This is a genomic window from Falsiroseomonas sp. (assembly GCF_030695085.1).
Classification (GTDB): Bacteria; Pseudomonadota; Alphaproteobacteria; order Acetobacterales; family Acetobacteraceae; genus Falsiroseomonas.
Genome location: NZ_JAUYTS010000047.1, coordinates 18,862 through 44,703, shown reverse-complemented (window position 1 = coordinate 44,703; position 25,842 = coordinate 18,862). Strand labels below are relative to the sequence as shown.

The following is a 25,842-nucleotide window of genomic DNA, read 5'->3' as shown; positions in this document are numbered from 1 at the left end:
CGGTGAGACTAGCCCAGCGGCCGGTCACTGGGGGAGGCTGATTACGCGGACGTCTCGGAACGGTCATCCAGCGCCAGCACCTGGCGTGCCAGCGGCCGGGTGATCGGCGTGGCCCCGGCGAGTGCCGCCGCATCGAGCGCCGCCACGGCGCGAGCGATGGCGGCCGCATGGCGCGGCAGGCGCGACAGCAGGAAGGCCTGCACGCCCGGTTCCACCCGCAATTGCCGGTCCGCCAGATGCTTGGCCAGCAGCGCCGCCAGCAGGGATTCGGAGGGGGTCTGCAGGCCCACCGCCTGGGTGGCGCGCAGCCGGCTGGCGAGGTCCGGCAGGATGGTGCCCCAGCGCGCGGGCGGGGCGCGGGCGGCCAGCAGCAGCGGCGCGCCGGCCTCCGCCGCATGGTTGATCAGGTGGAACAGCGCCTGTTCCGGTGCCGCATCGGCGCGGTCCAGCGCGGTGCCCGCCACATCGGCCAGCGCCGCATCCATGGTCAGGCCCGGCCCTTCCAGAAGCCGCCAGCCACGCTCCGCCGCCGCGGCGTGCAGCATGTGCGACTTGCCCACCCCCTCCGGCCCATGCAGGGCCAGGCGGCGCAGCGGCCAGTTCTCCGGCGCCTCCAGCCAGGCCAGCGCCTCCGCATTGCTGGCATCCGGGATCAGGTCGGAGGCGGCGGAGGAGGCAACCTCCGGCAGCGGCAGCGGCAATTGGCCGCTCACCCCGGTGGCGCCGCGAGAAAACCGGCGATGGCCTCGACCACGCCCGGCGCCAGCGGGCGGTCCGGGTCGCCATAGGCGGCGAGGTTGTCGGCGCGGTCGGTCACGGCCTTCAGCACATGGTTGGCCTCCGGCAGCAGCACCAGCCGCGCCGCCGGGTTGGCGCCGGCCAGCGCCTCGGCATCGGCGCGCCCCACCTGGAGGTCCCGCAGACCTTGCAGGACCAGCATGGGCAGGCGGGCGCCGGCCGCCAGCCGGGCCGGGTCCAGCGCGAACACGCTGGCCAGGAAGCCCGCGATCTGCGGCCGGAACAGCGGACGGAGCCCCGGGCTGATGGTCTCCGGCAGCCCCTGCCCGGCCTCCAGCCGCGCGATGATCGCCATGGCTTCCGCGCGCAGCGGGCCTTCCGGCAGGGCGGCGTGGAGCTGTTCGCGCAGCAGCGCGCCCAGCGGGCGCCCAGGCGTCGCAATCAGCACCAGGCCGCACAGATCCGGCACGGTCTGCGCGGCCAGCAGCACCACCAGCCCGCCCTCGCTGTGCCCTGCCAGCCAGATGCAGCGCGCCCCGGTTTCCTGCCGCAGCGTGGCGACCCAGGTGCCGAGATCGGCGGCGTAATCCTCGATGGTCACCGCCTCGGCATCCCGCACGGCGGCGTGGCTGCCATGCAGGCCGCGCTTGTCGATTCGCAGCGTGGCGATGCCGCGCGCCGCCAGCCCCTCCGCCAGCAGGCGATAGGTGCCAGGGCGCAGGCCGGGCAGGCCATTGCCATCGCGGTCCGTGGGGCCGGAGCCGGGGACCAGCAGCAGCACCGGACGATCCACCGGACCATCCACCGGACCACCCACTGGGCCATCCGGTGCGCCTGGGGTGAAGGCGCCCTCCAGCCGGCCCTGCGGCCCTGGCGCGTGCAGCAGGGTCTCGCCCGCCGCCGGGCCGGGCGCGGCCAGCAACGCGCCGACGCAGAACAGGGCAGCGTGCAGGGGGGACAGCATCGCCGGGGCTTTAGCGCAGGACGTGACCGGCCGCATCAACCCATCCTTCACCCACGCCCAGCCAAAGTGGCGCGGGGCAAAGCCTGCCCCTGCCGCAAGGAATGCCGCAACCCCCCCCTGCAACCGCCTGCCCGGCCAGTGAAAACCGGCGGGCGAAAAGGACGCGGCATGTTCGACGGATTGATGAAGCCCGCCAGCGCCGGGCACAGCACCATCCAGCGCGGCCTGGAGGCGGTGCGCCGCCATCTCGGCATGGAAGTCGCCTATGTCTCCCGCTTCGAGGGCGGCCGGACGGTGTTCCGGGAGGTCGATGCCCCGGGGCTTGAAGGGCTGATCAGGCCCGGCGATTCGCGCCCGCTGCACGAGGTGTACTGCCCGCACATCCTGGCCGGGCGCCTGCCGGAGCTGATCCCGGACACCGGCGCCCTGCCGCTGGCGGCAAGCCTGCCGATCACCCGCGCGGTGCCGATCGGCGCGCATGTCTCGGTGCCGATCCAGCTGCCCGATGGCCGCGCCTACGGCATGTTCTGCTGCCTCAGCCCGCACCCCAACCCAAGCCTGAACGCCCGCGACCTGCAGGTGATGCGCGTCTTTGCCGAGGTCGCCGCGCATGAGATCGCGCGGGAAATGGCCGAGGAGGAGGCCAGCGAGGCCCGGCTGGCGGAGCTGGAGGCGGTGATGGAGGGGCGGCTGTTCACCTTCCGCTTCCAGCCCATCCTGACGCTGCAACCCTTCCAGGTGGTGGGGTTCGAGGCGCTGTGCCGCTTCGGCCCGGAACCCTATCGCACGCCGGATCTGTGGTTCGCCGCGGCGCATGCGGCGGGCCGCGGGGTGGAGCTGGAACTGGCGGTGCTGCGGCGCGCGGTGCAGGCGGTACGCCGGCTGAAAGCGCCGGCCTTCCTGTCCTTCAACGCGTCGCCGGCCACCATCCTCAGCCGGCGGCTGACAGCACTGCTCGCCGGGCTGCCGACCGAACGCCTGGTGCTGGAGGTGACGGAACACAGCCAGGTGGCGGATTACGAGGCGTTGCGCGCGGCGCTCGCACCGCTGCGCTCGGCCGGCGTGAAGCTCGCCATAGATGATGCGGGCGCCGGCTATTCCAGCCTGCAACACATCCTGCAATTGCAGCCGGACATCATCAAGCTGGATATGGGCCTGGTGCGCGATGTGGACCGCGACCCGGCGAAGCGCGCCTTGGCCGCGGCCCTGTGCTTCTTCGCCCGCGAAACCGACTGCCAGATCGTCGCGGAAGGCATCGAGACGGAGGCGGAATTCGCGGCGCTGGAGGCGCTGGGCGTCTCCAGGGGCCAGGGCTACCTGCTCGGCCGGCCGGGCGATCTGGCCGCGGCGCAGGAGATGGTGGGCGCGGCGGCGCCAATGGGATAGCGCCGCCCTTCGCCGCCCACCGCGCCTCAGCGCAGCGCCACGGCCAGCGCCTCGGAGGCGGGGGTGAAGCCACGGAAGGAGATGGGTAGCGCCACCTCCTGCCCCGTCGCGTCACGCCATTCGATGCGGCCTGGCTGGTCGGCCGGGCGGGCGCGCAGGCGGCGCAGCGCATCCTCCCGCATCTCAAGCTCGGCGAAGCAGCCCAGCCGGTTGCAGGTCTGGAAGGGCAGCGCCAACGGCGCCTCCCCCTCCATCACCAGGCGCAGCGGCTCGGCGACGCGGATATTCACCGGAAGCTGCGCCACCAGTCGCAGCGCGGCCTGCGGCGCGGCACGTCCGATGGCCAGCGCGGCGCCCAATTGCCGCGCCGGGTCGCGCACCGCCATCACCATCTCACAGCCGCGTGCCGGGGGCCGGCCGGTGCAGTTCACCGACCAGTCGCCGAATTGCGCGCTGGTCCGCTCCGGCCCCTCCGCCGCCGGGGTGATTGTGGGGGCGGCTGTGGGGGTGGCGGCGGCGGGCGCCGGGCCGCGGGCCGCCGGCTGGGCCACCAGCCCGGCCGAGGGCCAGAGGAAGACAGCGCCCAGCAGACCGGCGAGGCCGGTCGCCAGAAGCGCAGGGCGCCGATCCAGCAACACGCGATGCAGGCGCATGCCTTCTCTCCCTGCCCTGCCGCTCACCACTGGTACCGCAGGCCGATGGTGCCGGCATGTTGCGAGACATGCTGCTGCACCGTGCCGCCATAGCCGGCGAACAGCGCCACGCCGTTCGGCAGCGTCAGCTCCAGCCCCAGCCCGCCGAGGCCGGCGGTGCCGCCGCGGCTGGCGGTGCGCGCCACCATCGCCGCACCTGGCGCACCGGTGAAGGCGGCGGTCGTGCTGGTATCCGTATCGCCCATCTCCTGCGCCACATGCAGGCGGAGATGCGGGCGAAGCTGGTAGCCCTCGCCGAGGTTCAGCGTGGTTTCCAGCCGGATTCCGGCGGTGGCGCGCAGACTGCTGGCCTGGCTGTCCTCCACCGCGAGCGACAGCACGCTGGCGCCATCCTCGGTCAGCCTGCCGCGGCGCAGCGTGTCGTAGCGCAGGCCGATGCCGGGCTGGACCTGCCAGCCGCCAAGCTGGTGCCGGGTGCCGGCCTCGATGGCGGCGCTGCCGCCCAGGCCGCTGCCGGAACCGCGCGCCGTCAGGCCGTTCACGCCCAGGTTGCGGCGGGCATTCACCTCCGCATGGCTCAGGCCGAGCTGGCCATCGACATAGAAGGGACCGCCGGTCCAGCCGCCATACAACCCGCCATGCACCATCGTGCCGGTGACGCGCGCATCGGCGTCGGAGGCGGTGATCCGGCCGCTACTGCCGCCGAGCGCCATGCCGACCAGCAGGCCGGCATCGAGGCGGATATCGGCACCCGCCGCCATGCCGGTGGTGGTGTTGCGGTAGCCGGTATCACCCGTGGCACCGAAGCGGGCATTGCCGCCGAAGCCGGTGGCCCAGGCGGTGCGCCGTCCATCGCCGCTGGTCGCCGCCTGGCCGGTCAGGCCGCGCCGTGCGGCCGTCTGGTCCGCGATCGCCTCGCCGAAGCCGCGGCTGCGGTCGAGGCCGACCATCAGCGCGTCGCCATAGAGGGTGCCGGCCAGCCGCGTCATGATCGGCGGCAGGGCGGCCGGAACCTGGCTGAACAGCGTGGCCAGCACATCGGTTGCCGCCGCGCTGGTGCGCAGGCCCGGTGCCGGGCGCAGCGCATCCAGCCCCAGGCCGACCTGCGCCTGGTTCGGCGTCAGCCCGACGCCGAAGGGGTTCAGGCTGGTGTAGCTGGCGGGCGTGGCGTGCAGCGTCAGCGCCTGGGCCCGATACAGCGCATCCATCCGGCTGCCGGGCAGCAGCCCTTCCGGCTGCGTCATGCCGGCGAAGCTGCCGAAGACGCCGCCCTCGGCCTGCACCACGGTGAAGCCCTGGCCGACCGGCGGGGTGTAGCTGTTGGTCGCACTGCCGCTGATGCCGCGCAGCAGCGGCACCAGGCTGCCGCCCTGGGCGGTGAAGCTGCTGCCGCTGCCCACCAGCACCACGCGGCTGTAATTGCCGGCGCCGCTGCCGGTGCCGGTGCCATCGATATCGATATCGAGCCGCAGCGTGCCGCTGGGGGAGATCACCAGCGGCGCCAGGAAGGTGAGCGTGCCCGGGCTGGCGCCGGGGGCCAGCACGCCCTGGATCGTCGTTGGGGTGAAGACCTCACCGGTGCCGCGCAGGATGGCGTTGGACAGGACGGTCAGGCCGCTGGCATCCACCGTGATGGGGCCCTGCACCGTCGCATCGCCGTTGAACAGCACCAGGTCCGGCGCATTTTCCTGCTGGAGATTGATCGGGCCGCTGAGGCTCAGGACGAAGCCATTGGCGTCGATCTCGCCCAGGGTGTTCACCTGGATCGGGCGGGTGGAGGCGAAATCCGCCAGCGCCAGCAGCTTGCCGTTGTCGATGATGACGATGCCATCCGGCGCACCCAGCGCCGCATCCTTGGCAACCGCCAGTGTGGTGCCGCCGATCACCAGCGTGCCGCCGGCATAGCTGTTGTCCGCGGTCAGCGTCAGCACGCCGCCGCCATCCGCGACCAGCCCGCCACTGCCGCCGATGGTGCCGGACAGGGTGATCGCCTGGCTGTTGGTATCGACCGTGCCCTGGCCACCCATGGTGAAGGCGCGGGCGGAGGCCGTGTCCGCCAGGAAGCGCAGCCGCCCGTTATCCAGCGTGACACCGCCGGAGGCGGCGCCGAGCGCCGCATCGCTCGCGATGGCCAGCGTGCCGCCGTTGCTGACGCGGGTGCCGCCGAAATAGGTGTTGAGGCCGCTGAGTGTCTGGGTGCCGCCGCTGACCGCGAAGCCGCCGGTGCCGCCAATGGTGCCGGCGAAATCGGTGGAGCCGTTCGTCACATTCAGCGTGCGCGCGCCGAGCGCCACGGTGCCCGAGCCGGCCAGGGTGGTGACGGAAGCCCCCGCGCTGGTGCCGGAGATATCCAGCCGCCCGGCGAGATCGACGCGCGAGGCTTCCGCCACGCTGCCGGTGCCGAGCAGGTCCAGCGTGCCATTGGCGCCGATGGTCAGCGGACCCTGGAACACGTTCTGGCCGCTGAACCGCTGCGTGCCACCAGTGATGGTGACGCCGCCACTGCCGGCGATGCCGCCCGCGAAGCTGGTGCTGCCCGCCGTCACCGTCAGGTCCCGCGCGCCCAGCAGCACCACGCCGCCGCCGGAGAGCGTGGTGATGGCGGCGCCATTGGTGGTGTTGATCAGCGAAAGCACGCCATCCGCGCGCACCTCCGACGCCGAGGCGATGCTGCCGCTGCCGACCATCTGCAAGGTGGCACCAGAGTCCACCTGCACCATCCCGGTCAGGCTGTTGGCCCCGGACAGGCGCTGCGTGCCGGCACCGATCGCCAGCGTGCCGGTGCCGGCGACATTGCCAGCGAATTCGGTGCTGCCGGCGGTGACGCGCAGCGTGCGCGCGCCGAGCGTCACATCGCCCGCCCCCGCCAGGGTGCGGATCGCCACCTGGCCGGAGGCGCTGGCGATGTCGAAGCGGCCATCGGCCTGCACCTGGCTGGCGGCGGCGATGCTGCCGGCGCCCAGCATGTCCAGCCGCGCGCCGCTTTCCACCACCACCGCGCCGGTCAGCGCATTGCTGCCGGACAGCGCCTGCGTGCCGCCGCTGACCGTCAGGCCGCCGCTGCCCGAGATGGTGCCGGCGAAATTATCCGCACCGGCCGTGACCGTCAGCGTCTGCGCGCCGAGCACCGTGGAGCCGGTGCCGGTCAGGCTGCGGATGGCGGTGCCGGCGCTGGTGCCGGCGATGTTGAATTCGCCATCCGCCTGCACCCGCTCCGCCGCCGCGATGCTGCCGGTGCCGGTCAGCGCCAGCGTCGCGCCGCTGTCCACGATCGCGCTGCCGGTGAAGCTGTTCTGGCCGCTCAGCGTCTGCGTGCCGCCATGGATCGTCAGGCCGCCACTGCTGCTGGGGGCGCTATTGGGGCTGCCCAGCGGCAGCATGTCACTGCTGGGCGGCGGGCTGGCGGTGCCGGCGATGTCGCCCGCGAATTCCGTGCTGCCGGCCGTCACCGTCAGGCGCTGCGCGCCGAGGGCGACATGGCCCGCGCCCGCCAGGGTGCGGATCTCGGCGCCCGCGCTGGTGGCAGAGATATCAAGGGTGCCATCGGCCTGAACCCTGGCTGCATCGGCGATGCGGCCGCTGCCGGTCAGCGCCAGCGTCGCGCCATCGGCGATGCTGGCCACGCCGGTGAAGCCGTTCGTGCCGCTCAGCATCTGCGTGCCGCCGGAGACGGTCAGCCCGCCGCTGCCGCCGATCCCGCCCGCGAAGCTGGTGCTGCCATGGGTGGCGGTCAGGGTCTGCGCGCCCAGTGCCACGCTGCCATTGCCCGACAGGGTGGTGATGCTGGCGCCCGCGCTGGTGGCCGCGATGTCCAGGTTGCCATTCGCCGCGACGCCGGAAGCCGCGGCGATGCCGCCGGTGCCGGTCAGCGCCAGCACCGCGCCGTGGTCGATGGTGACGGCACCCGCCAGGGTGCTGGCGCCGCTGAGGGTCTGCGTGCCGCCGCCAATGGTCAGCGCGCTGCCGGCGCTACCCTGGATGTCGCCCGCGAAGCTGGTGCTGCCCTGGGTGATCCGCAGCGCCGCCGCACCGAGCGCGACATCGCCGCTGCCGGACAGGGTGGTGATGTCGGTGCTGGTATTGCCCGAGACATCCAGCGTGCCGGCAATCTGCACCTGGCTGGCCGTGGCGATGCCGGCGCTTCCGCCATCCAGCGCCAGGGTCGCGCCGTCATCGACCTGCACCACGCCGGTCAGGCCGTTGGCACCGGTCAGGGTCTGGGTGCCACCGGCCACCGTCAGCCCACCCGTGCCGCTGATGTTGCCCGCGAAGCTGGTGGCGCCCTCGGCGATGCTCAGCGTCTGCGCGCCCAGCGCCACCGTGCCGTTGCCCGACAGGGTGGCGATGCTCGCCCCCGCGCTGGTGCCGGCGATGCTGAACTGGCCATTGGCCTCGACACCCGAGGCCGCGGCGATGCTGCCGGTGCCGGTCAGCGCCAGGGTCGCGCCGCTGTCGATGGTGGCGGCGCCGGTGAAGCTGTTCACACCGCCCAGCGTCTGCGTGCCACCTGCCACGGTGAGGCCGCCGGTGCCGGAAATGACGCCGCCGAAGCTGGTGCTGCCATTGGTCACGGTCGCGGTCTGCGCGCCGAGCGCCACGCCGCCATCGCCTGCCAGCGTCACGAAGCTGGCCCCGGCATCGGTGCCGCTGATGTCGATCGTGCCATGGCTGCCGATGGTGACGCCGCTGGACTGCGCGATGCTGCCCGCCCCCTGCAACACCAGCACGCCGGCATCGATGGTGGTGGCGCCGGCATAGGTGTTGGCGGCGGTCAGGATGAGCTGCGCCGCGTTGTTGCCCGCGGTCAGGGTCAGCCCGCCATTGGACAGCACGCCGGACATGGTCGTTGTCACACCCGTACCGTGCCCGAGATGGATGTTCCGCGCCGCGCCGGCCAGGTTGATGCCGTTCTGGAAATCCACATCGGCGGTGCCGGTGGCGGAGCCGAAGATCAGCGCGTTGCTGCCGCTGACGAAACTGCCCTGGCCCCAGGTCAGGGTGGTGCCGGCATTGAGGCGGACGACCAGCCCATCCCCCACGCCGGCGAAGCCGCCCGAGCCGGTCCATTGCACGCGATCGGCGAAGGTGCCGGTGAAGCGGTCGAATTCACCGCTCGCTTCCAGCACGCCGCCGGCCAGGTTCAGGTTGCTGTTGGCGGTCAGGCCGACGCCATCCTGCGCCCGCAGCGCGCCGCCGGTGATGATGGTCTGGCCGGTATAGCTGTTGGCCGCATTGAACACCGTGAGGCCGCTGCTGATGGTGACATCGGCGCCCTGCCCGTTCGGCACGCCGCCGAAGCTGATATTGGCGGAGCTGTCATCGGCGATACCACCATTGACGGTGATGGTGTTGCCGGTGCCGGCGGCGAAATTCACCGTGGCGCCGCGCATGATGAAGATGTCGCTGCCCGCGACCTCGCCGGCCGCGCCGCCATTCAGGCTGCCGCCGGCCTGGATGTTGTTGCGCCCGAAGGTGGAATTGCCGGTGACGGTCAGGCTGCCGCCATCGCGCACGAAGATCGCGCCACCGAGGCCGGAGCCGCCGCCGCCGCCGTCGCCCGCACCGCTGCTGCCGCTGCCGCCGCCGAAGCCGCTCGCGCCGCCCTCGCCCGCGCTGCCGGCGATGGTGCCGATGCCGCCCGCGCCGCCACGCCCGCCACCGCCGCCGAAGCCGCCCTGCCCGCCGGTGCCGCCGTCACCACCGAAGCCATCCCGCGCACCGCCGCCGCCATCGGCCCCGTTGCCACCGGCGCCACCGCGGCCACCGCCGAAGCCGAAGCTGCCATCGCCACCGGCACCGCCTGTGCCGCCATCACCGCCGAAGCCGATATTGCCGTTGCTGTTGTCCAGTTCCCACTGGATCAGGTCGGCGGTCGCGATCGCCAGCTGCGCGGTTGCCGCCACCAGGGCGGCGGTTTTGGCGATGACGTCCGCGGGATTCGGCGGGATCGCGGAGCTTGCCGCCGAGAGGTCGGCGATGGCGAGACCCTCCGCGATGATCGCCAGGGCTTCCTCCGCGTAGAGGCGCGGATTGCTGCTCCAGCCCTCGCTGCCATCGCCGCCGCGTCCGCCAGTGCCGCCGAAGCCGTTGCTGGCGCTGCCGCCGACCAGGCCGTTGGTGCCGGCCACGCCATTGCCGCTGCCATCGCCGAACAGGATGACATTGTCCTGGAACACGCTGCCGGCAGCACCCGTGGCACCATTGGCCGAGGGCACCATCAGCCCGTTCAGCACGCCGCCCGTGGTGCCGTTGCCGCCGGTGCCACCGATGGCCGCGTTGCCGGACATGGTGACGCTGTTCAGGACCGCCGCCGCACCGGAATCGATGAAGATCGCACCGCCGAGGCCCGCGCCGCCGCCCGAACCCGCGCCGCCCTGAGTGATGAAGTTGAAGACGGTGGCGTTGTTGATGGTCAGCGTGCCGCCCTGCACGAGGTAGCCGCTGCCCAGCGCGCCATCCACGGTGCCGGACAGGGTGCGATCGGTGGTCAGGATCTCCCCTGCGCTGGCGGGCATCGCCATGCCAGCCAGGATGATGACCGGAACGATGAGGATGGCGCGCGGCGCGGCCGGACGGGCCTTGCGGGAGCGTCGGGATTTCATGCGGCGGAGTCTTTCCACGAAGGCCGGCAGGATTTTCTGCCTGATGCCTCCTAGCCGCTGCCTGATTACCGTCCGGTAAACGCAACGATCATGCCCCAACACGTAATTCCCTGGGGGGAGGGTTGGCCTGGCCGCCTTCAGCCGCTGCCGGTGCGCGGCGGGTCCAGATACAGCGGGCTTTCCAGGTAGCGGCGCAGCCAGTAGCGCGCGATCACGCCGATCGCCGCCGCCATCGGCACCGCCAGCAATACGCCGAGGAAGCCGAAGGCCACGCCGCCGGCGAACAGGGCGAAGATCACCCAGACCGCGTGCAGCTCCACCCGGTCGCCCAGCAGCCGGGGATAGATGATGTAGCCCTCGACGATATGACCGACGAGGAAGACGCCGACCACCAGCAGCACCTCGTTCCAGGTGCCGAACTGCGCCACCGCCAGCACCACCGCCATGACAAAGCCGGTCAGCGACCCGACATAGGGGATGAAGGACAGCAGCCCCGCCAGCAGCCCCACCGTGAGCCCCAACTCCAGCCCCAGCGCCGACAGGGCGGCCGCGTAGTAGGCGGCCAGGATGCCGCAGCACAGAAGCTGGCCGCGCAGCCAGGCGGACAGCACGCGGTCCGTATCCCGCGCCAGCTGGCGCAACGTCTGGGCGGATTTGCGCGGCAGCCAGCTCTCGATGCGGCTCATCATGCGCTGCCAGTCGCGCAGCAGGTAGAAGCCCACGACGGGCGTCACCACCAGCAGCGCGAACACGTTGAACAGCGCCACGCCGCCGCCGATCAGCCGCGCCACGGCAGAGCCGAGGAAGGTGACGATCTGCCCGGCCTGGCCGATCACCAGGTCCCGCAGCTGCGCGTCCACCACCTCCGGCCCCAGGGCGTTCTGCGCGGCCTCCAGCGCCTGGCGCACCGCCTGGCCGATCCCGGCGACATAGGCGGGCATGCGCAGCACCAGCACGCCGATCTGCGCCACCAGCAGCGGATACAGCAGCAGCAGCGCCAGCAGAGCCAGCGCCGTCAGCCCCAGCACCAGCAGGAAGGCCGCCACCGGCCGCGGCACGCCGATGCGGGCCAGACGGGTGGTCGGCGGGTCGAGGAAATAGGCGATGCAACCGGCCAGGACGAAGGGCGTCAGGATGGCCGAGAACATCCACGTCGCCAGCAGCAGCGCCGCCAGCGTGCCGATCACCATGGCCCAGCGTTCGCCCCGCGTCGCCAGCCGGCCCGGCTGTACCGGCGGCGGCAGCGGTGCCGGGCCGGGGCGCGGCTTCGGCAATTCGCCGGCCGGCATCTTCACCGCCGGTGGCAGGCTGGGTGGCGGCAACTGGGGCGGCGGACGGTTCATTTACCGGAACGGGCCGCCTGAACCACATAGGCGGCGCCGGAGGCGAAGGTGGTCGCGGTCACCAGCCAGATCGCCGCATCGAGCAGCGCACGGGTTCCCAGCCCGTATCCGGCCATCAGCAGGGCGAAGGCCGCGAGGCCGATCTGCAATACGGTGTTCAGCTTGGATATCCACAGCGGTTTGATCAGCGGCGGCTGCCCCAGCATATACAGCACGACAACGCCGCCGACGATCAGCAGATCGCGGAACACCACCAGGATCGCCAGCCAGTCCGGCAGCACGCCGAGCACCGCCAGCGTGACATAGACCGAGACCAGCAGCGCCTTGTCCGCCACCGGGTCCATCATGGCGCCCAGGGCGGAGCGGCTGTTGCGAACCCGCGCCAGCCAGCCATCCAGACCATCCGAGATGCCGGCCGCGACGAAAACCCAGAACGCCATGTCCAGCCGGTTGTGCAGCATCAGCCAGATGGCGGCGGGCACCGCGCAGAGCCGGGCGAAGGTGATGGCGTTGGGCAGCGTGAACGGCCCGGCATCGGTTTCAGGCCGGGGCGCTTCAGGCCGGGGCGCTTCAGGCCCGGGCGTGTCAGCGGAACCCGGCAAGGCTCAGGCGCCATCCCTCGCCAGTGGAAGCCGCGCCGCTGCGGGGGTCGAAGGGCGCAGGCGTCGCGGGGGCCAGGGCCAGACCCGCCGAGGCCAGCGCCAACGCGGCCTCCGGCGCCTGGCTCCGCAGCCCGAGCCGCAAACGTGCCTGGTCCCCGGCCACGGAAACGACCTGCACCCGGGCCACGGGCGGGGCGGATTCCAGGCGGCGGGTGATCTCGACCCATTCCGCGAAGCTGCGATAGCTGGCCATCGCGTCCACCGTGGTCACCGCCGGGCCGCTGGCCATGGCGGGCGCCGGGGCCTCCGAGGGCTGCGTGCCCTCGGTGGGCGCCGCAGAATCCGGGCTGGCGGGGATGCGGCCACCGGCGGCGGCCACGCGCTGGGGGTTGAAGTTCACCGTGATGCGGGCGGTGTAGGTCCGCGCCGTGATCCGCTCCGATTCGATGACCAGCGACCGCACCATGGACTCGATCTGCTGGGTGGAGGCGTTGGGGTTGAGGCCGAGGCTGGCGGCCATCCGCTCATAGGCCAGGCGCTGGCCGGCGTTCAGCGCCTGCTCCCGCGCCAGCACCGCGGTTTCCGCCGTGGCCGTGGCGGGAACGCCGCGCTGCACCAGCGGGTCCTCCTGCGCCACGGCCGGCGCCAGGGCCACGCCGCACAGCAGCAGCAAGGCCAGGCCGAGCATACGGATTGCGGAGGTCACGCGCGCGTGGTTGTTTCCGCCCCGCTGGGCCGGCCGCAGGTCGCCCGGCATGCTTGTAACCGGCATCTCGCAATCCTTTTCCGTCTCTCACGCATACCCGATCGGGGGCCGCCATGACCAGCCTGACCTACCGTGACGCGGGGGTGGATATCGAAGCCGGCGACGCGCTGGTGGAGGTGATCAAGCCCCTCGCCCGCAGCACCGACAGGCCTGGAACGATGGGCGGGCTTGGCGGTTTCGGCGCCCTGTTCGATCTGAAGGCGGCCGGCTTCCGCGACCCGGTGCTGGTTTCCTCCACCGATGGGGTGGGCACCAAGCTGAAGCTCGCCATCGATTCCGGCATCCATGGCTTCGTCGGCCAGGACCTGGTGGCGATGTGCGTCAACGATTTGGTGGTGCAGGGGGCGGAGCCGCTGTTCTTCCTGGACTATTTCGCCACCGGGAAGCTGGAGGTTGCGCAGGCTGCCGCCGTGGTGGGTGGCATCGCGGAAGGCTGCCGGATTGCCGGCTGCGCCCTGGTGGGTGGCGAGACCGCGGAAATGCCGGGCCTCTACAAGGGCGGCGACTACGATCTGGCCGGCTTCACCGTTGGCGCGGCGGAGCGTGACGCGCTGCTGCCCAGGCCGGATATCGGGCCGGGCGATGTGCTGCTGGGGCTGGCCAGTTCCGGCGTGCATTCCAATGGCTTCTCGCTGGTGCGGCGGATTCTGGAAGGCACCAATCTGACCTTGGAAGCCCCCGCCCCCTTCGCGAGCGGGAAGACGGTGGCAGAGGCGCTGCTGGTGCCGACCCGGATCTACGTGAAGCCGGTGCTGGCGCTGCACAAGGCGGGGCTGCTGAAGGCCGCTGCCCACATCACCGGCGGCGGGCTGCCGGGCAACCTGCCGCGCGTGCTGCCCACCGGGGTGGTCGCAGCCCTCGATGCCCGGGCCTGGTCGCTGCCGCCGGTCTTCGGCTGGCTGGCGCGCCAGGGCAATGTGGCGGCGGAGGAGATGCTGCGGGTGTTCAATTGCGGCCTCGGCATGGTGCTCGTGGTGGGTGAGGCCGAGGCCGAGGCCGCCAAGGCGCAGCTTGAGGCGGCGGGCGAGACCGTGTTCCGGATCGGCGTGCTGGAGGCCGGCGAAGGGGCCGCCGCGGTGCGCATCGACCATCTGGGGGCCGGCTGGCCCGCCTGACCATGCGCGTCGCCATCCTGATATCCGGCCGCGGCAGCAACATGGCCGCGCTGCTGCGCGCCGCCGCCGCACCGGGCTACCCGGCCACCATCGCGCTGGTGCTGTCGAACCGGGCCGATGCGGCGGGGCTCGCCGTGGCGCAGGCGGCGGGCGTGCTCACCGCGGTGGTGGAAAGCCGGCCCTTCAAGACGGACCGCGACGGCTTCGAACGGGCGATGGAGGCGGAATTTGCCCGGCACGGGATTGAGCTGGTGGCACTCGCCGGCTTCATGCGGGTGCTGACGGAGGGCTTCGTCGAACGCTGGCGCGACCGGATGGTGAACATCCACCCCTCCCTGCTGCCGAGCTTCAAGGGGCTGGACACCCATGCCCGGGCGCTGGCGGCCGGGGTGAAGTTGCATGGCTGCACGGTGCATCTGGTACGATCCGGCGTGGATGAGGGGCCGATCCTGGCCCAGGCGGCTGTGCCGGTGCTGCCGGAGGATGACGAGGCGGCGCTGGCGGCGCGGGTGCTGGAACAGGAACATCTTCTGTATCCGGCGGCGCTCGCCTGGCTGGCCTCGGGCCAGGTGCGGATGCAGGGAGACTTGGCGGTGGTGACCGCGCCGGGCGCGCAAGGTGCGCTGGCAAACCCCTTGCCGGCCCCCGCCGCGCTACCTACAACCTGGGACTGACGCGTATCCGGATGAGGGTGGTCATGGCCGAAGAGGCAACGACGTACGAGATGGTCGAAGTGAAGGCCGAGGATCTGATGGCGGAGCGCCAGGGCCTCTATGGCGGCTTCCTGCGCGCCACCACCTGGAGCATCGGCGTGACGGTCGCCATCCTGGTACTGATGTGGATCTTCCTGGTCTGAGGCGCCGGGGCGCCGCGGCGCCCTGACAACCGCCCATCCCCGGATGCTGCCGGCCCACCGGCACCCGGGTTCAGACCAGCAATTCCACCCCGCAGGCCGCCGACAGGCGGCGCAGATCGGCCAGCACCGCCTCCGGCGGCGGGCCGGACGGGGTTCTGGCCGGCGCGTCGGCCGCCACCTTCTCCCCCAGCGTGCTGAAGAACTCCTCATGCTGCCGGCCCGGCCAGTTGAGGATGAGCATGCTCGCCTCCTCCGCGCCGATGTTGCGGAAATCATGCGGCGCGCCGGTCGGGATCGGCACCCAGTCGCCCGGGCCCACCACGCGAACCACGCCATCGACCCGGAATTCGTAGGTCCCGGACAGGATCCGGAACGCCTCCTCATCCTCCGGGTGCCGGTTGGGCGGCGCGCCGGCACCGGGGGCCGAACGGCATTCGCTCAACAGGAACGGCGCGCCGCGGGAGGGCCGGGTGCGAAAGGTCAGGACATTGCCGAACAGGTGGTAGCTCTCGGATTCCGCCACGACGGATCTCCTTGCGAAAGGGTGGAACGGCGCCCACATTAGACATCAGTCTCTTTAAGAGACAAGTGTCTTATATGGAGCCTGCCCTGTCCACCTCGCTTGAATCGGGCCGCAGCGCCCAGAAGCTCCGCACCCGCCAGGCTTTGCTGGCCGCCGCCCGGGCCTTGATGGCGCGTGGCGTGCCGGTGACGGTGACGGCCGCCGCGGCCGAGGCCGGCATCTCCAAGGCCAGTGCCTATCGCTACTTCACCACGCCCGAGACCCTGACCATGGAGGCCGCGCTGGACGGCGCCTTCGCCAGCCCGGCGGAGGTCGTGGGGGATGCGACGGAGGTGCGGGACCGGGTGCGGCGCGTGCATCGCTACCTGTCCGATGCCGCGCGGGCGCAGGAACGTGGCTTCCGGCTGTACCTGGCCAAGTCGCTGGAAGCCTCGGCCCAGGCCGGGCCCGGTTCGGCGCCGCAACTGCGCGGGGGGCGGCGGCTGGCGATGTACGAACTGGCGCTGGCGCCGCTCCGCGCGCGGATGCCGGCGGGGGATCTTGCCGTGCTGGTGCACGCGCTGTCGGGCGCGACGGGGCTGGAGGCCTGGCTGGCCCTGAAGGATGTGTGCCGGCTGGAGGATGCCGAGGCGGCGCGGATTACCGCGCTGACCGTCGAGGCGATCCTGGATCGGCTGCTGCCGCCAGGGGTCTAGAGGGACGTGGCGACGCCCGAGCCCCTCTCTCCGCGGGAGAGAGGGGCGTTTTGCCAATCAGCCGACGATTTCGGTGCCGGCGAAGAAGTAGGCGATCTCGATCGCGGCGTTCTCGAGGCTGTCGGAGCCGTGCACGCTATTGGCCTCGATGCTCTCGGCGAACAGCTTGCGCACGGTGCCCTCGGCGGCGTTCGCCGGGTTGGTGGCGCCCATCACGTCGCGATGCTTGGCAACCGCATTCTCGCCTTCCAGCACCTGCACGACGACCGGGCCGGAGATCATGAAGGTCACCAGGTCGTTGAAGAAGCCGCGCTCACGGTGCACGCCGTAGAAGGCCTCGGCCTGGGCGCGCGTCATGTGGATGCGCTTCTGGGCGACGATGCGCAGGCCCGCTTCCTCGAACACGGCATTGATCTTGCCGGTCAGGTTGCGCCGCGTGGCGTCGGGCTTGAGGATGCTGAAGGTGCGCTCGATGGCCATGGGATGATCCTTGGTTGGTGGCGCGCCGGATAGGCGGGGTTTGGCGCGGGCGCAAGGGTCGGGCCGGTTACGGCTGGCTCCCAGGACCGTTCCGGCCCGGGCCGGAGGCCCAATTCAGGCCCGGCCCGGAGGCCCCCATTCAGGGCTGCGCCGCCCAGGCCTCCAGCACCCCCACCGCCTCCGCCACCAGCGCCCGGCGCGCCTTCATGCGGCCCTGGCCGATGGGGCCAGAGGCTTCCGCCCGCACCGCGGTGATATCCGTGCGGAAGCGCCGCGCCGGGCCGACGCCGGCCAGCGCGCGGGCGCTGTCGGACAGGGCGGCGGCGAAGACAACGGCATCGACCTTCGCCATCTGCATGGTCGCCACACACAGCGCACAGGGCTCGCAGGAGGTGAAGACGGTGCAGCCGGTCAGGTCCAGCGTGCCGAGGCGCTGGCAGGCATCGCGCATCGCCTCCGTCTCCCCATGCGAGGTGATGTCGAGCTTGCCGATCGCCTGGTTGAACCCCTCCCCCACCACCACGCCATCCTTCACCACCACCGCGCCGAAGGGCTGCGCGCCGGGGGTGGATGCGGCCTGCTGCGACAGCGCGATGGCGCGGCGCATGAAGGTCTCGTCGGTCTGGTCCATGGCGGACGCCTCGCTGTGTGAAGGGACGCCCAGCTTGAAGCCCCTACGCCTGGCGGGAAAGGCCCGCTATGAAGCGGCGCATGACCGTTCTCATCATCCGCGACCTCACCATCCGCTTTGGCGGGCGGGAATTGCTCAATGGGGCTGAGCTGACGCTCGATACCGGGCACAAGCTCGGCCTGGTCGGGCGCAATGGCGCGGGGAAGTCCACGCTGCTCAAGGCCATCACGAAGGAGCTGATCCCGGATGGCGGGGAGATCCGCCTGGCCGCCCGCGCCCGCATGGGCGTGGTCTCGCAGGAAGCGCCGGGTGGGCCGGGCAGCCTGCTGGAGGCGGTGCTGGAGGCCGATACCGAACGCGCCGAGCTGCTGGCGGCGCTGGAACGCCCCGACCAGGCGAACCGGGCGGCGGAAATCCATGAGCGCCTGATGGCGATCCAGGCCGATGCCGCGCCGGCCCGCGCCGCGACGGTGCTGGCCGGCCTCGGCTTCGATGCGGAGGCGCAGGCGCGGCCGCTGGACAGTTTTTCGGGCGGCTGGCGGATGCGCGTGGCCCTGGCCCGCGCGCTGTTCCTGGAGCCGGACCTGCTGCTGCTGGACGAGCCGACCAACCACCTCGACCTTGAGGCGACGCTCTGGCTGGAGGGCTGGCTGAACCGGTTCTCCGGTGCCGCCATCATCGTCAGCCATGATCGCGGGCTGCTGGACCGGGCGGTGGGCGGCATCGCGCATCTCGATCGCGGCAAGATCCTGTACTACCCCGGCAACTACGAACGCTTCGTCCGGGTGCGGACGGAACGCGCGGCGCAGGTGGAGGCGCAGCGCGGCAAGATCGCGGCGCAACGTGCCCATATGCAGGCCTTCGTCGATCGCTTCCGCGCCAAGGCGTCCAAGGCCAAGCAGGCGCAGTCGCGCATCAAGGCGCTGGAAAAGCTGCCCGTGCTGGATGCGGTGATCGAGGACGCCTCCACCACCTTCGCCTTCCCGGAGCCGGAGGAGCTGGCGCCGCCCGTGCTCGCGCTCGAACACGTCGAGGTCGGCTATGGCGGCGCGCCGATCCTGCGGGGCCTCGACCTGCGGATCGACCAGGATGACCGGATCGCGCTGCTCGGCGCCAATGGCAACGGCAAGTCGACACTGGCAAAGCTGCTGGCCGGGCGGCTCGGGCCGTCCAAGGGCACGGTGAAGCGGGCGCCTCGGCTGCGCGTGGGCTTCTTCGCGCAGCATCAATCGGAGGATCTGGACGCCAGCGGAACGCCGCTGACGCATATGCAGGCCGCCCTGCCCAACGCCACTGTCGCGCAATGTCGCAGCCAGCTCGCCCGCTTCGGCCTGACGGTGGAGCGTGCCGAGACCAAGATCGCGAATTGCTCGGGCGGGGAGAAGGCGCGGCTGCTGCTGGCGCTGTGCACGCGGGATGCGCCGCAATTGCTGATCCTCGACGAGCCGACCAACCACCTCGACATCGATGCGCGGGAGGCGCTGGTGCGCGCGCTGGCGGATTTCGGCGGCGCGGTGCTGCTGATCACCCATGATCCGCATCTGGTGGAGCTGATCGCGGACCGGCTGTGGCTGGTGGCCGATGGCCAGGTGAAGAATTTCGACGGCGACATGGATGAATACCGCACCCTGCTGGCGGATCGCGCCCGGAGCGGCGGCCGGCCGCAGGAGGCCGAGGGCGGCGGCAAGGGCTCGCTGGAGCGGAAGAAATCAGCCTCCTCCCGCGCCGCGCTCGCGCCCATGCGGACCCGGCTGAAGGAGATCGAGCGGGAGATGGAGAAGCTGGCGCTGGAAGCCAGGCTGATCGAGAAGCGCCTGTCCGACCCCGCGACCTACGCCAAGCGCAAGCCCGAGGACATCACCTGGGCCAATACCCGCCGCATCGTCATTTCCCGCCAGACCGCGACTCTGGAGGAGGAGTGGCTGAAGCTGTCGGAGCAGTTGGACGCGGCCTGAGCGGCGCGGGCTGCACCAGTTCCTCGGCCAGGGTGCGGCGCAGGAAGGTGGGCCACAGGGCGCGCGCGGTGGCGGGCTCGGCGGGGCTGCGCTCCAGGGTCGGCGGATCGGCTCTCATTGGCCTCATTCCTCCCGGTCTTGTGCCTGGGCAGCCTGCGCCAGGGTTGAGGCCGCTTGCAACCTTGGCGTGCAGGGTGCCGCAGGCGTGAACGAGGGCACTTGACGGGCCGGGGCGGAGGTTGCCAAACGCAAGGCAAGTCCTGGGGGAAACCGCATCATGCTCCGCCGCCGCAGCCTTCTGGCCCTGCCGCTTCTGGCCGCGCCTGCCATCATCCCGGGCGCCAGGGCGCAGGGGGCGGGACCAATCCGCCTGATCGTGCCGGCGCCGCCCGGCGGGCCGACCGATATCCTGGCCCGTGTCACCGCCGAACATGCCGCGGCGACGCTCGGCCAGCCGGTGGTGGTGGATAATCGCGCAGGCGCCGGTGGCGTGATCGGCGCGGAGGCCGCGACGCGGGCGGCACCGGATGGGCTGACGCTGATCCTCGGCCACAACCAGACCCATGCCTCGAACCAGGCGATGATGGCGCGCCTGCCCTATCATGTGGTGGACAGCTTCACCCCCGTGGCGAAGCTGGCGACGGTGCATCATGCGACGGTGGTGCCGGCCAATTCGCCGGCGCGGAGCATGGCGGATCTGGCGAAGCTGACCGGCGCGGTGAGCTATGCTTCCTCGGGCGCCGGGTCGGCCAGCCATGTGATCTCGGAGAGCTTCGTGCGGCGGTCGGGGCTGAATGCCACGCATGTGCCCTATCGGGGCGCGGCGCCGGCGGCGACGGATACGGTGGCGGGGGTGGTGAATTTCTACACCTCGACCTTCCCGACCGTGGCGGGGCTGGTGAAGGATGGCCGGCTGCGCGCCTTGCAGATCGGCGCGCCGGCGCGGCTGGCGGAATTCCCCGATGTGCCGACCTCGGTGGAGGCCGGCGTGCCCTATATGGCGGTGGATGCCTGGTTCGGCCTGTTCGCCCCGGCCGGCGTGCCGGCGGCAGCGGCGGAACGGCTGGCGCAGGCCTTCCTCGGCGCGCTGGAGGATGCCGAGGTGAAGCGCCGCCTGGTGGCCGCCGCCTTCACGCTGGACCCGCTGGCACCCGCCGCCTTCGCCGCTTTCCAGCGGGCCGAGGTGGCGCGCTGGGCGGAGCTGGTGGAGCTGACGGGCGTGAAGCTGGACGGCTGAGACCCGTGACGCTGGACGTCGCCATCATCGGCGGCGGCCAGGCAGGGCTGGCGGCGGGGTATTTCCTGCGCCGTACCGGCCTGACCTTCGCCATCCTGGATGACGGCACGGCGCCGGGTGGCGCCTGGGGTCATGCCTGGGAGTCGCTGACGCTGTTCTCCCCGGCGCAATGGTCGTCCCTGCCCGGCTGGGCCATGACGCCGCCGGCCGATGGGGGCTACCCGCCGCGGCGGGATGTGCTGGCCTATCTCGCGGCCTATGAGGCGCGCTACGCCCTGCCGGTGCGCCGGCCTGTGCGGGTGGCGGCGGTGCACCGGGCCGCCGAGGGGCTGCGGCTGGAGGGTGCGGACCTCACCGCCCGCGCGGTGATCAGCGCCACCGGCACCTGGAGCCACCCCTTCATCCCGGACATTCCCGGCCGCGACCAGTTCCGCGGCGTGCAGTGCCATTCGGCGCAGTATCGCCGGCCGGAGGATTTCGCCGGGCAGCGGGTGCTGGTGGTGGGCGGCGGCAATTCCGGCGCGCAGATCCTGGCCGAATTGTCCCGCCACGCCGCGGAGGTCACCTGGGTGACGGAACGGCCGCCGGTCTTCCTGCCGGATGACGTCGATGGCCGCGTGCTGTTCGAGCGCGCCACCGCCCGCTGGCAGGCGCAGCGGGAGGGCAGGCCGCCGCCGGAGGCACTCGGCGGCCTCGGCAATATCGTCGCCGTGCCGCCGGTGCGGGAAGCCCGCGCCCGGGGCGTCTTCGACCGCAGCCTGCGCGGCTTCGCGCGGCTGGAGGCGGATGCGGCGGTCTGGGCGGATGGCACGCGCATTCCGGCGGATGCCATTTTGTGGTGCACCGGCTTCCGGCCGGCGCTCGGCCATCTGGCGCCGCTCGGGGTGCTGGATGCGGAGGGGCAGGTGGCGGTGGGGCCGGATGGCCGGGCGGTGGCGGAGCCGCGCTTGTGGCTGCTCGGCTATGGCGACTGGACCGGCATGGCCTCGGCCACCCTGGCCGGGGTGACGCGTGCGGCGCGGGAGGCGGTGCAGGGCGTGGTGCGGGCCTTGGCGTAGAGCATTTTCGAGCCTTGCAGCTTCGCAAGGCGACCCGGAAAATGCGTCAAGGCAAGCTGCCAGCTTTCATCGAAGCGTCACGCCGCGCGGCCTGATCTTTCGATATTACTGGAAGCATGGACAGCGAACAGGCGGCCCTAGGCTTCACCGCCCTCGGCCAGGGCACCAGGCTGGAGTTGATGCGCGCGCTGCTGGCGGCGGGGCCTTCCGGGCTGCCGGCGGGCGAGATCGGCGCGCGGCTCGGCGTGCCGGCCTCCACCTTGTCCTTCCACCTGCGGGCGCTGGAACAGGCGGGGCTGGTCGCGGCGACGCGGCATGGTCGCAGCCTGGTCTATGCCGCGCAGATCGTACGCCTGCGCGGGCTGGTCGCCTTCCTGGCGGAGGCCTGCTGCGGCGGGGAGCCGGCGCGCTGCGGCGACCTGCACCGCCTGTTCGACACCGAGAGGGAGACCCCCCGAATGGAAGCGCCACGTTTCAACGTGCTGTTCCTGTGCACGCGCAATTCCGCCCGGTCGATCATGGCGGAGGCCATCCTGAACCGGATCGGCGAGGGCCGCTTTCGTGCCTTCTCGGCCGGGTCCGAACCGGCGGCCGAGGGGCCGCTGCCGGAGGTGCTGAACCAGCTCAAGGCGCTCGGCCATGACGTGTCCGCGCAGCATTCAAAATCCTGGGATGTCTTCACCGGGCCGGACGCGCCGCGCATGGATTTCGTGATCGCACTGTGTGACACGCTGGCCGGCCAGGCCTGCCCGGATTTCGGCGCCACCGCGCTGACCGCCGCCTGGCCGCTGCCGGACCCGGCGAAGTTCTCCGGCAGCGCCGTGGAACGCGCGACGCTGCTGAATGAGCTGTATGCCGCGCTGCAACGGCGCCTCGGCATCTTCACCAGCCTGCCCTTCGGCACGCTGGACCGCATGGCGCTGAAGGCGCGGCTGGATGAATTGGCAACTCCACAAGGGATGGCGCGCGTATGAGGGTCGGGATCAGCGGCATGGGCCGCATCGGGCGGCTGGCGTTGCGCGCGGCGCTGGGCGCGGCGGATCGCCAGGCGGAGGATCCGCGCGCCGGCAACCGGCTGGACCTGGTGCATCTGAACGAGATCAAGGGCGGGGCGGCCGCCTGCGCGCATCTGCTGGAATTCGACAGCGTGCAGGGCCGCTGGCGCGGCGGCATCGCGGCGGAGGGCAAGGACGCCATTCGCATCGGCGACAGGCGCTTGTCCTTTTCCGAACATGCCAGGCCCGGCGACATTCCCTGGGGCGATATGGGCGTGGATGTGGTGCTGGAATGCACTGGCAAGTTCCTGACGCCGGAGGTTCTGCAAGGCCATCTCGACCGCGGCGCGAAGCGGGTGATCGTCGCGGCGCCGGTGAAGTTCGACAGCGTGCTGAACGTGGTCGTCGGCGTGAACGAGCACTTGTACGACCCTGCAAAACACCCGATCGTCACCGCGGCGTCCTGCACCACCAACTGCCTCGCCCCGGTCGTGAAGGTGGTGCATGAGTCGATTGGCATCCGGCACGGCCAGATCACCACCATTCATGATCCGACCAACACGAATGTCGTGGTCGATGCGCCGCACAAGGATCTGCGCCGGGCGCGGTCCGCCATGCTGTCCTTGCAGCCGACGACGACGGGCAGCGCCACGGCGATCGCGCTGATCTATCCGGAGCTGAAGGGCAAGCTGGATGGCCATGCGGTGCGCGCGCCGGTGCTGAATGCATCGCTGACCGACTGCGTCTTCGAGATGAAGCGGGAGACCAGCGTGGCGGAGGTGAATGACCTGTTCCGCGCCGCCGCTGAAGGGCCACTCGCGGGCATCCTGGGCTATGAGGCGCGGCCGCTGGTGTCCATCGATTATGCGCGGGACACGCGCAGCGCCATCATCGATGCGCCGAGCACGCTGGTGACGGATGGCACGCTGCTGAAGGTCTATGCCTGGTACGACAATGAGATGGGCTATGCCTGCCGCATGGTGGACCTCGCCTGCCATATGGAAAAGGTCGGGCTGTGACACCAGGCTCAGTGATCCCCAACCTGCGGCCCGCAGGGCCGAGGCGCCGAATGGCGCCCGCCGCAAATGCGGCGAAGCCAAGCCGCGCGGATGCGCGGCGCCCGGCGCTTGAGGGGCTTGAAAGAGGATGAGCACCGCCGTCGGCAGCAGCGCGGGTACGCGCAACTACGCCATCGTCACCGCGGCCTATTGGGGCTTCACGCTGACCGATGGCGCGTTGCGGATGCTGGTGCTGCTGCATTTCTTCCGCCTCGGCTATTCGCCCTTCACGCTGGCCTTCCTGTTCCTGCTGTATGAGGCGGCGGGCGTCGGCGCCAATCTGATCGGCGGCTGGCTGGCGGTGCGCTTCGGCATTGCGCGGATGCTGGCGGTGGGGCTGGCGACGCAGATCGCGGGCTTTCTCATGTTGTCGGCGATGTCGCCGGATTGGGCGGCGGTGACCTCCGTGATCTGGGTGGTGATGGCGCAGGGCGTCTGCGGCGTGGCCAAGGACCTCACCAAGACGGCCAGCAAATCGGCGATCAAGCTGACGGCGGGGGAGGCTTCCGGCCAACTGTTCCGTTGGGTCGCCTTCTTCACCGGCAGCAAGAACGCGATGAAGGGGGTAGGCTTTTTCCTCGGCGGCGTGCTGCTGGAGGTGGTGGGGTTCCGCGGCGCGCTCTGGGTCATGGCGGCAGGGCTCGCGGTGATCCTGGTCGCGGTGCTGCTGTCGCTGCCGCCGCTGATGGGCCGGGCCAAGCCGTCGCGGAATGCGCGGGAGTTTCTCGGCAAGAGCCGTGGCGTGAACCTGCTGGCGGCGGCGCGGGTGTTTCTGTTCGGCGCGCGGGATGTGTGGTTCGTCGTCGGGCTCCCGGTGTTTCTCTACGCCTCGGGCTGGAGCTTCCCGATGGTCGGCGGCTTCCTGGCGCTGTGGACCATCGGCTATGGCGTGGTGCAGGCTGCCGCACCGGCGGTGGTGCGGCGCAGCGCGGATGGGCTGTCTTCCGAAGTGCCGGCGGCGCGGCTGTGGTCGCTGCTGCTGGCGCTGCTGCCGATCGCGCTGGCCGCCGCGCTGATGGCGGATGTGCCGCGGCCGGATCTGGTGGTGGTTGTGGGGCTGGGGTTGTTCGGCTTCGTCTTCGCGGTGAATTCCTCGGTCCATTCCTACCTGGTGCTGGCCTATGCGGGGTCGGAGAAGGCGGCGGAGGATGTCGGCTTCTACTACGCCGCCAATGCCGCCGGGCGCTTCGGCGGCACGCTGCTCTCGGGCCTGCTGTATGGCATGGGCGGGCTGGCGGCCTGCCTCGCCGGGTCGGCGCTGATGCTGCTGGCCTGCTGGGCGCTGACCACGGCGCTGCCGGTGGTCAGGACAACGGCGGTGCGCTGACGCCCTTCAGCCGCCAATGCGGCGGAGGAAGGCGCCATGAACAAAACCGTCCGGCACGGCATCGCCCTGCAGATCCACCAGGCGCCAATCGCCCTCCTCCCGCAACACGCGCAACCTGGTACCCGGCGCCAGCTTGCCGAGCACGGTGAAGCCGGTGCCCGGGCCGCCGCGCAGGTTCAGATTGTCGCGCGACGAGACCTCGAAGGCGCCCAGGTCGTTCTCCGCCAGCGTGCCGGACCCGGCGGCGCCGCCCAGATGCTGGAAGCGCGCCAGCGGGAAGGCCGGGCCGGGGTCCAGCTTGCGGCCGGGGGAGATGTCGTCATGGCCCACCACCTCCTGGATGCTGGGATAGGCGGCGCGGATCGCCTCGGTCAGCGCGGCGAGGGCCTTGAGCTGCGCCTCGGGATAGGCTTCCCATCCCATGCTGGGGCCGCCATTGCGGTGGCGGGCGATCAGCACCTCCGGCTCCGGCAGGCAACGGCCGCCAAGGTCGCTGCGGGTCCAGCCCGCCGCCTCCTTGCGGTCGAACCAGCCGAGATTGGCGATCTCGATACCGATGGAGCAGTTGTTCAGCCCGTCATGCCCGCGCCATTGCGACGGTCCGGCATGATGCGCCAGCCGGTTGCAGGGTACGGTCTGGATGATGGCCCCGTCGCGATCGACGAAGAAATGCGCCGACAGGCCGCGGTTGCGGATGGCGCGGACGGAGTTCAGGGCGGAGCCGCCGGCGGTGTAGTGCATCACCAGGAAGCGCGGCGTGATCTCGCGGCCCATATGCGGCGTGGCGTCGAAGGGCACGTCTTTGAGGCGGTGGTTCTCGATGTGCATCGGCGTGTTCCCCTACGGCTGGGTTAGGAA

The 25,842-nt window shown here is 71.4% G+C and carries 22 protein-coding genes; 11 read left to right on the top strand and 11 right to left on the bottom strand.

Annotated features, from left to right (window positions below; genetic code table 11):
- Positions 1-41: 41 nt before the first annotated feature.
- Positions 42-713 carry an HdaA/DnaA family protein gene (locus Q8S40_RS05515; RefSeq protein ID WP_305669596.1) on the bottom strand — a complete coding sequence of 224 codons (672 nt, stop codon included), beginning with the start codon at positions 711-713 and terminating at the stop codon, positions 42-44.
- Entirely contained in the window at positions 710-1,702 is a 993-nt protein-coding gene (locus Q8S40_RS05510; RefSeq protein WP_305669595.1) for an alpha/beta hydrolase, read from the bottom strand. The genes Q8S40_RS05515 and Q8S40_RS05510 overlap by 4 nt, the downstream gene beginning before the upstream one ends.
- Before the next feature lie 168 nt (positions 1,703-1,870).
- Here Q8S40_RS05510 and Q8S40_RS05505 point away from each other — a divergent pair, with 168 nt between their 5' ends.
- Positions 1,871-3,088 carry an EAL domain-containing protein gene (locus Q8S40_RS05505; protein ID WP_305669594.1) on the top strand — a complete coding sequence of 406 codons (1,218 nt, stop codon included), beginning with the start codon at positions 1,871-1,873 and terminating at the stop codon, positions 3,086-3,088.
- Between the two features lie 26 nt (positions 3,089-3,114).
- Here Q8S40_RS05505 and Q8S40_RS05500 read toward each other — a convergent pair whose 3' ends face one another.
- The 5 genes from Q8S40_RS05500 to Q8S40_RS05480 form a co-directional block, all read right to left on the bottom strand.
- On the bottom strand, positions 3,115-3,741 hold the full coding sequence (locus Q8S40_RS05500) for an invasion associated locus B family protein (protein WP_305669593.1): 627 nt from the start codon (positions 3,739-3,741) through the stop codon (positions 3,115-3,117).
- Between the two features lie 23 nt (positions 3,742-3,764).
- Complete coding sequence (locus Q8S40_RS05495; protein ID WP_305669592.1) at positions 3,765-10,343, bottom strand: autotransporter-associated beta strand repeat-containing protein; 6,579 nt, start codon at positions 10,341-10,343, stop codon at positions 3,765-3,767.
- A 137-nt stretch (positions 10,344-10,480) separates the two neighbouring features.
- Positions 10,481-11,686, bottom strand: coding sequence for an AI-2E family transporter (locus Q8S40_RS05490; protein ID WP_305669591.1), 1,206 nt, complete (start codon positions 11,684-11,686; stop codon positions 10,481-10,483).
- Positions 11,683-12,288, bottom strand: coding sequence for a CDP-alcohol phosphatidyltransferase family protein (locus Q8S40_RS05485; protein WP_371136807.1), 606 nt, complete (start codon positions 12,286-12,288; stop codon positions 11,683-11,685). Before Q8S40_RS05485 ends, Q8S40_RS05490 begins: the two co-directional genes overlap by 4 nt.
- Positions 12,272-12,994, bottom strand: a complete 723-nt coding sequence (locus tag Q8S40_RS05480; protein WP_305669590.1) for a hypothetical protein — start codon at positions 12,992-12,994, stop codon at positions 12,272-12,274. Before Q8S40_RS05480 ends, Q8S40_RS05485 begins: the two co-directional genes overlap by 17 nt.
- A 113-nt stretch (positions 12,995-13,107) precedes the next feature.
- Here Q8S40_RS05480 and purM point away from each other — a divergent pair, with 113 nt between their 5' ends.
- From purM to Q8S40_RS05465, 3 genes are read left to right on the top strand one after another with little or no spacing between them, the layout of a single operon-like run.
- Positions 13,108-14,169 carry a phosphoribosylformylglycinamidine cyclo-ligase gene (gene purM / locus Q8S40_RS05475; RefSeq protein ID WP_305669589.1) on the top strand — a complete coding sequence of 354 codons (1,062 nt, stop codon included), beginning with the start codon at positions 13,108-13,110 and terminating at the stop codon, positions 14,167-14,169.
- Between the two features lie 2 nt (positions 14,170-14,171).
- Positions 14,172-14,843 carry a phosphoribosylglycinamide formyltransferase gene (purN, locus tag Q8S40_RS05470; RefSeq protein ID WP_305669588.1) on the top strand — a complete coding sequence of 224 codons (672 nt, stop codon included), beginning with the start codon at positions 14,172-14,174 and terminating at the stop codon, positions 14,841-14,843.
- 23 nt (positions 14,844-14,866) lie between these two features.
- The gene (locus Q8S40_RS05465; RefSeq protein WP_304810747.1) at positions 14,867-15,025 is read left to right on the top strand and encodes an aa3-type cytochrome c oxidase subunit IV; all 159 of its coding nucleotides are present in this window, start codon (positions 14,867-14,869) and stop codon (positions 15,023-15,025) included.
- Positions 15,026-15,095: 70 nt separating this feature from the next.
- On the opposite strand, the gene Q8S40_RS05460 is transcribed toward Q8S40_RS05465, so the two are convergent.
- Positions 15,096-15,548: a cupin domain-containing protein gene (locus tag Q8S40_RS05460; RefSeq protein ID WP_305669587.1), complete on the bottom strand. Its 453-nt coding sequence runs from the start codon at positions 15,546-15,548 to the stop codon at positions 15,096-15,098.
- 74 nt (positions 15,549-15,622) lie between these two features.
- Between Q8S40_RS05460 and Q8S40_RS05455 the strand changes: the two genes are divergently transcribed.
- Complete coding sequence (locus Q8S40_RS05455; protein WP_305669586.1) at positions 15,623-16,243, top strand: TetR family transcriptional regulator; 621 nt, start codon at positions 15,623-15,625, stop codon at positions 16,241-16,243.
- 57 nt (positions 16,244-16,300) lie between these two features.
- Here the strand turns inward: Q8S40_RS05455 and ndk are convergent, their stop codons facing one another.
- Positions 16,301-16,723, bottom strand: a complete 423-nt coding sequence (ndk, locus tag Q8S40_RS05450; RefSeq protein WP_304810753.1) for a nucleoside-diphosphate kinase — start codon at positions 16,721-16,723, stop codon at positions 16,301-16,303.
- A 139-nt stretch (positions 16,724-16,862) separates the two neighbouring features.
- Positions 16,863-17,354, bottom strand: a complete 492-nt coding sequence (locus Q8S40_RS05445; RefSeq protein ID WP_305669585.1) for a deaminase — start codon at positions 17,352-17,354, stop codon at positions 16,863-16,865.
- Between the two features lie 80 nt (positions 17,355-17,434).
- On the opposite strand from Q8S40_RS05445, the gene Q8S40_RS05440 reads away from it, so the two are divergent.
- The 6 genes from Q8S40_RS05440 to arsJ all read left to right on the top strand — a co-directional run bounded on the left by Q8S40_RS05440 (position 17,435) and on the right by arsJ (position 24,984).
- On the top strand, positions 17,435-19,309 hold the full coding sequence (locus tag Q8S40_RS05440) for an ABC-F family ATP-binding cassette domain-containing protein (protein WP_305669584.1): 1,875 nt from the start codon (positions 17,435-17,437) through the stop codon (positions 19,307-19,309).
- Positions 19,310-19,586: 277 nt separating this feature from the next.
- Positions 19,587-20,546 (top strand): tripartite tricarboxylate transporter substrate binding protein, encoded by a 960-nt coding sequence (locus Q8S40_RS05435; RefSeq protein ID WP_305669583.1) that lies wholly within the window; start codon positions 19,587-19,589, stop codon positions 20,544-20,546.
- 5 nt (positions 20,547-20,551) lie between these two features.
- Positions 20,552-21,604 carry an ArsO family NAD(P)H-dependent flavin-containing monooxygenase gene (locus Q8S40_RS05430; RefSeq protein WP_305669582.1) on the top strand — a complete coding sequence of 351 codons (1,053 nt, stop codon included), beginning with the start codon at positions 20,552-20,554 and terminating at the stop codon, positions 21,602-21,604.
- Between the two features lie 116 nt (positions 21,605-21,720).
- Positions 21,721-22,578 (top strand): metalloregulator ArsR/SmtB family transcription factor, encoded by an 858-nt coding sequence (locus tag Q8S40_RS05425; RefSeq protein ID WP_305669581.1) that lies wholly within the window; start codon positions 21,721-21,723, stop codon positions 22,576-22,578.
- Positions 22,575-23,618, top strand: a complete 1,044-nt coding sequence (locus Q8S40_RS05420; RefSeq protein ID WP_305669580.1) for an ArsJ-associated glyceraldehyde-3-phosphate dehydrogenase — start codon at positions 22,575-22,577, stop codon at positions 23,616-23,618. Before Q8S40_RS05425 ends, Q8S40_RS05420 begins: the two co-directional genes overlap by 4 nt.
- Positions 23,619-23,745: 127 nt before the next feature.
- Positions 23,746-24,984, top strand: a complete 1,239-nt coding sequence (gene arsJ, locus Q8S40_RS05415) for an organoarsenical effux MFS transporter ArsJ (RefSeq protein WP_305669579.1) — start codon at positions 23,746-23,748, stop codon at positions 24,982-24,984.
- 6 nt (positions 24,985-24,990) lie between these two features.
- Here arsJ and Q8S40_RS05410 read toward each other — a convergent pair whose 3' ends face one another.
- Positions 24,991-25,812 (bottom strand): N-acetylmuramoyl-L-alanine amidase, encoded by an 822-nt coding sequence (locus tag Q8S40_RS05410; protein WP_305669578.1) that lies wholly within the window; start codon positions 25,810-25,812, stop codon positions 24,991-24,993.
- Positions 25,813-25,842 lie beyond the last annotated feature (30 nt).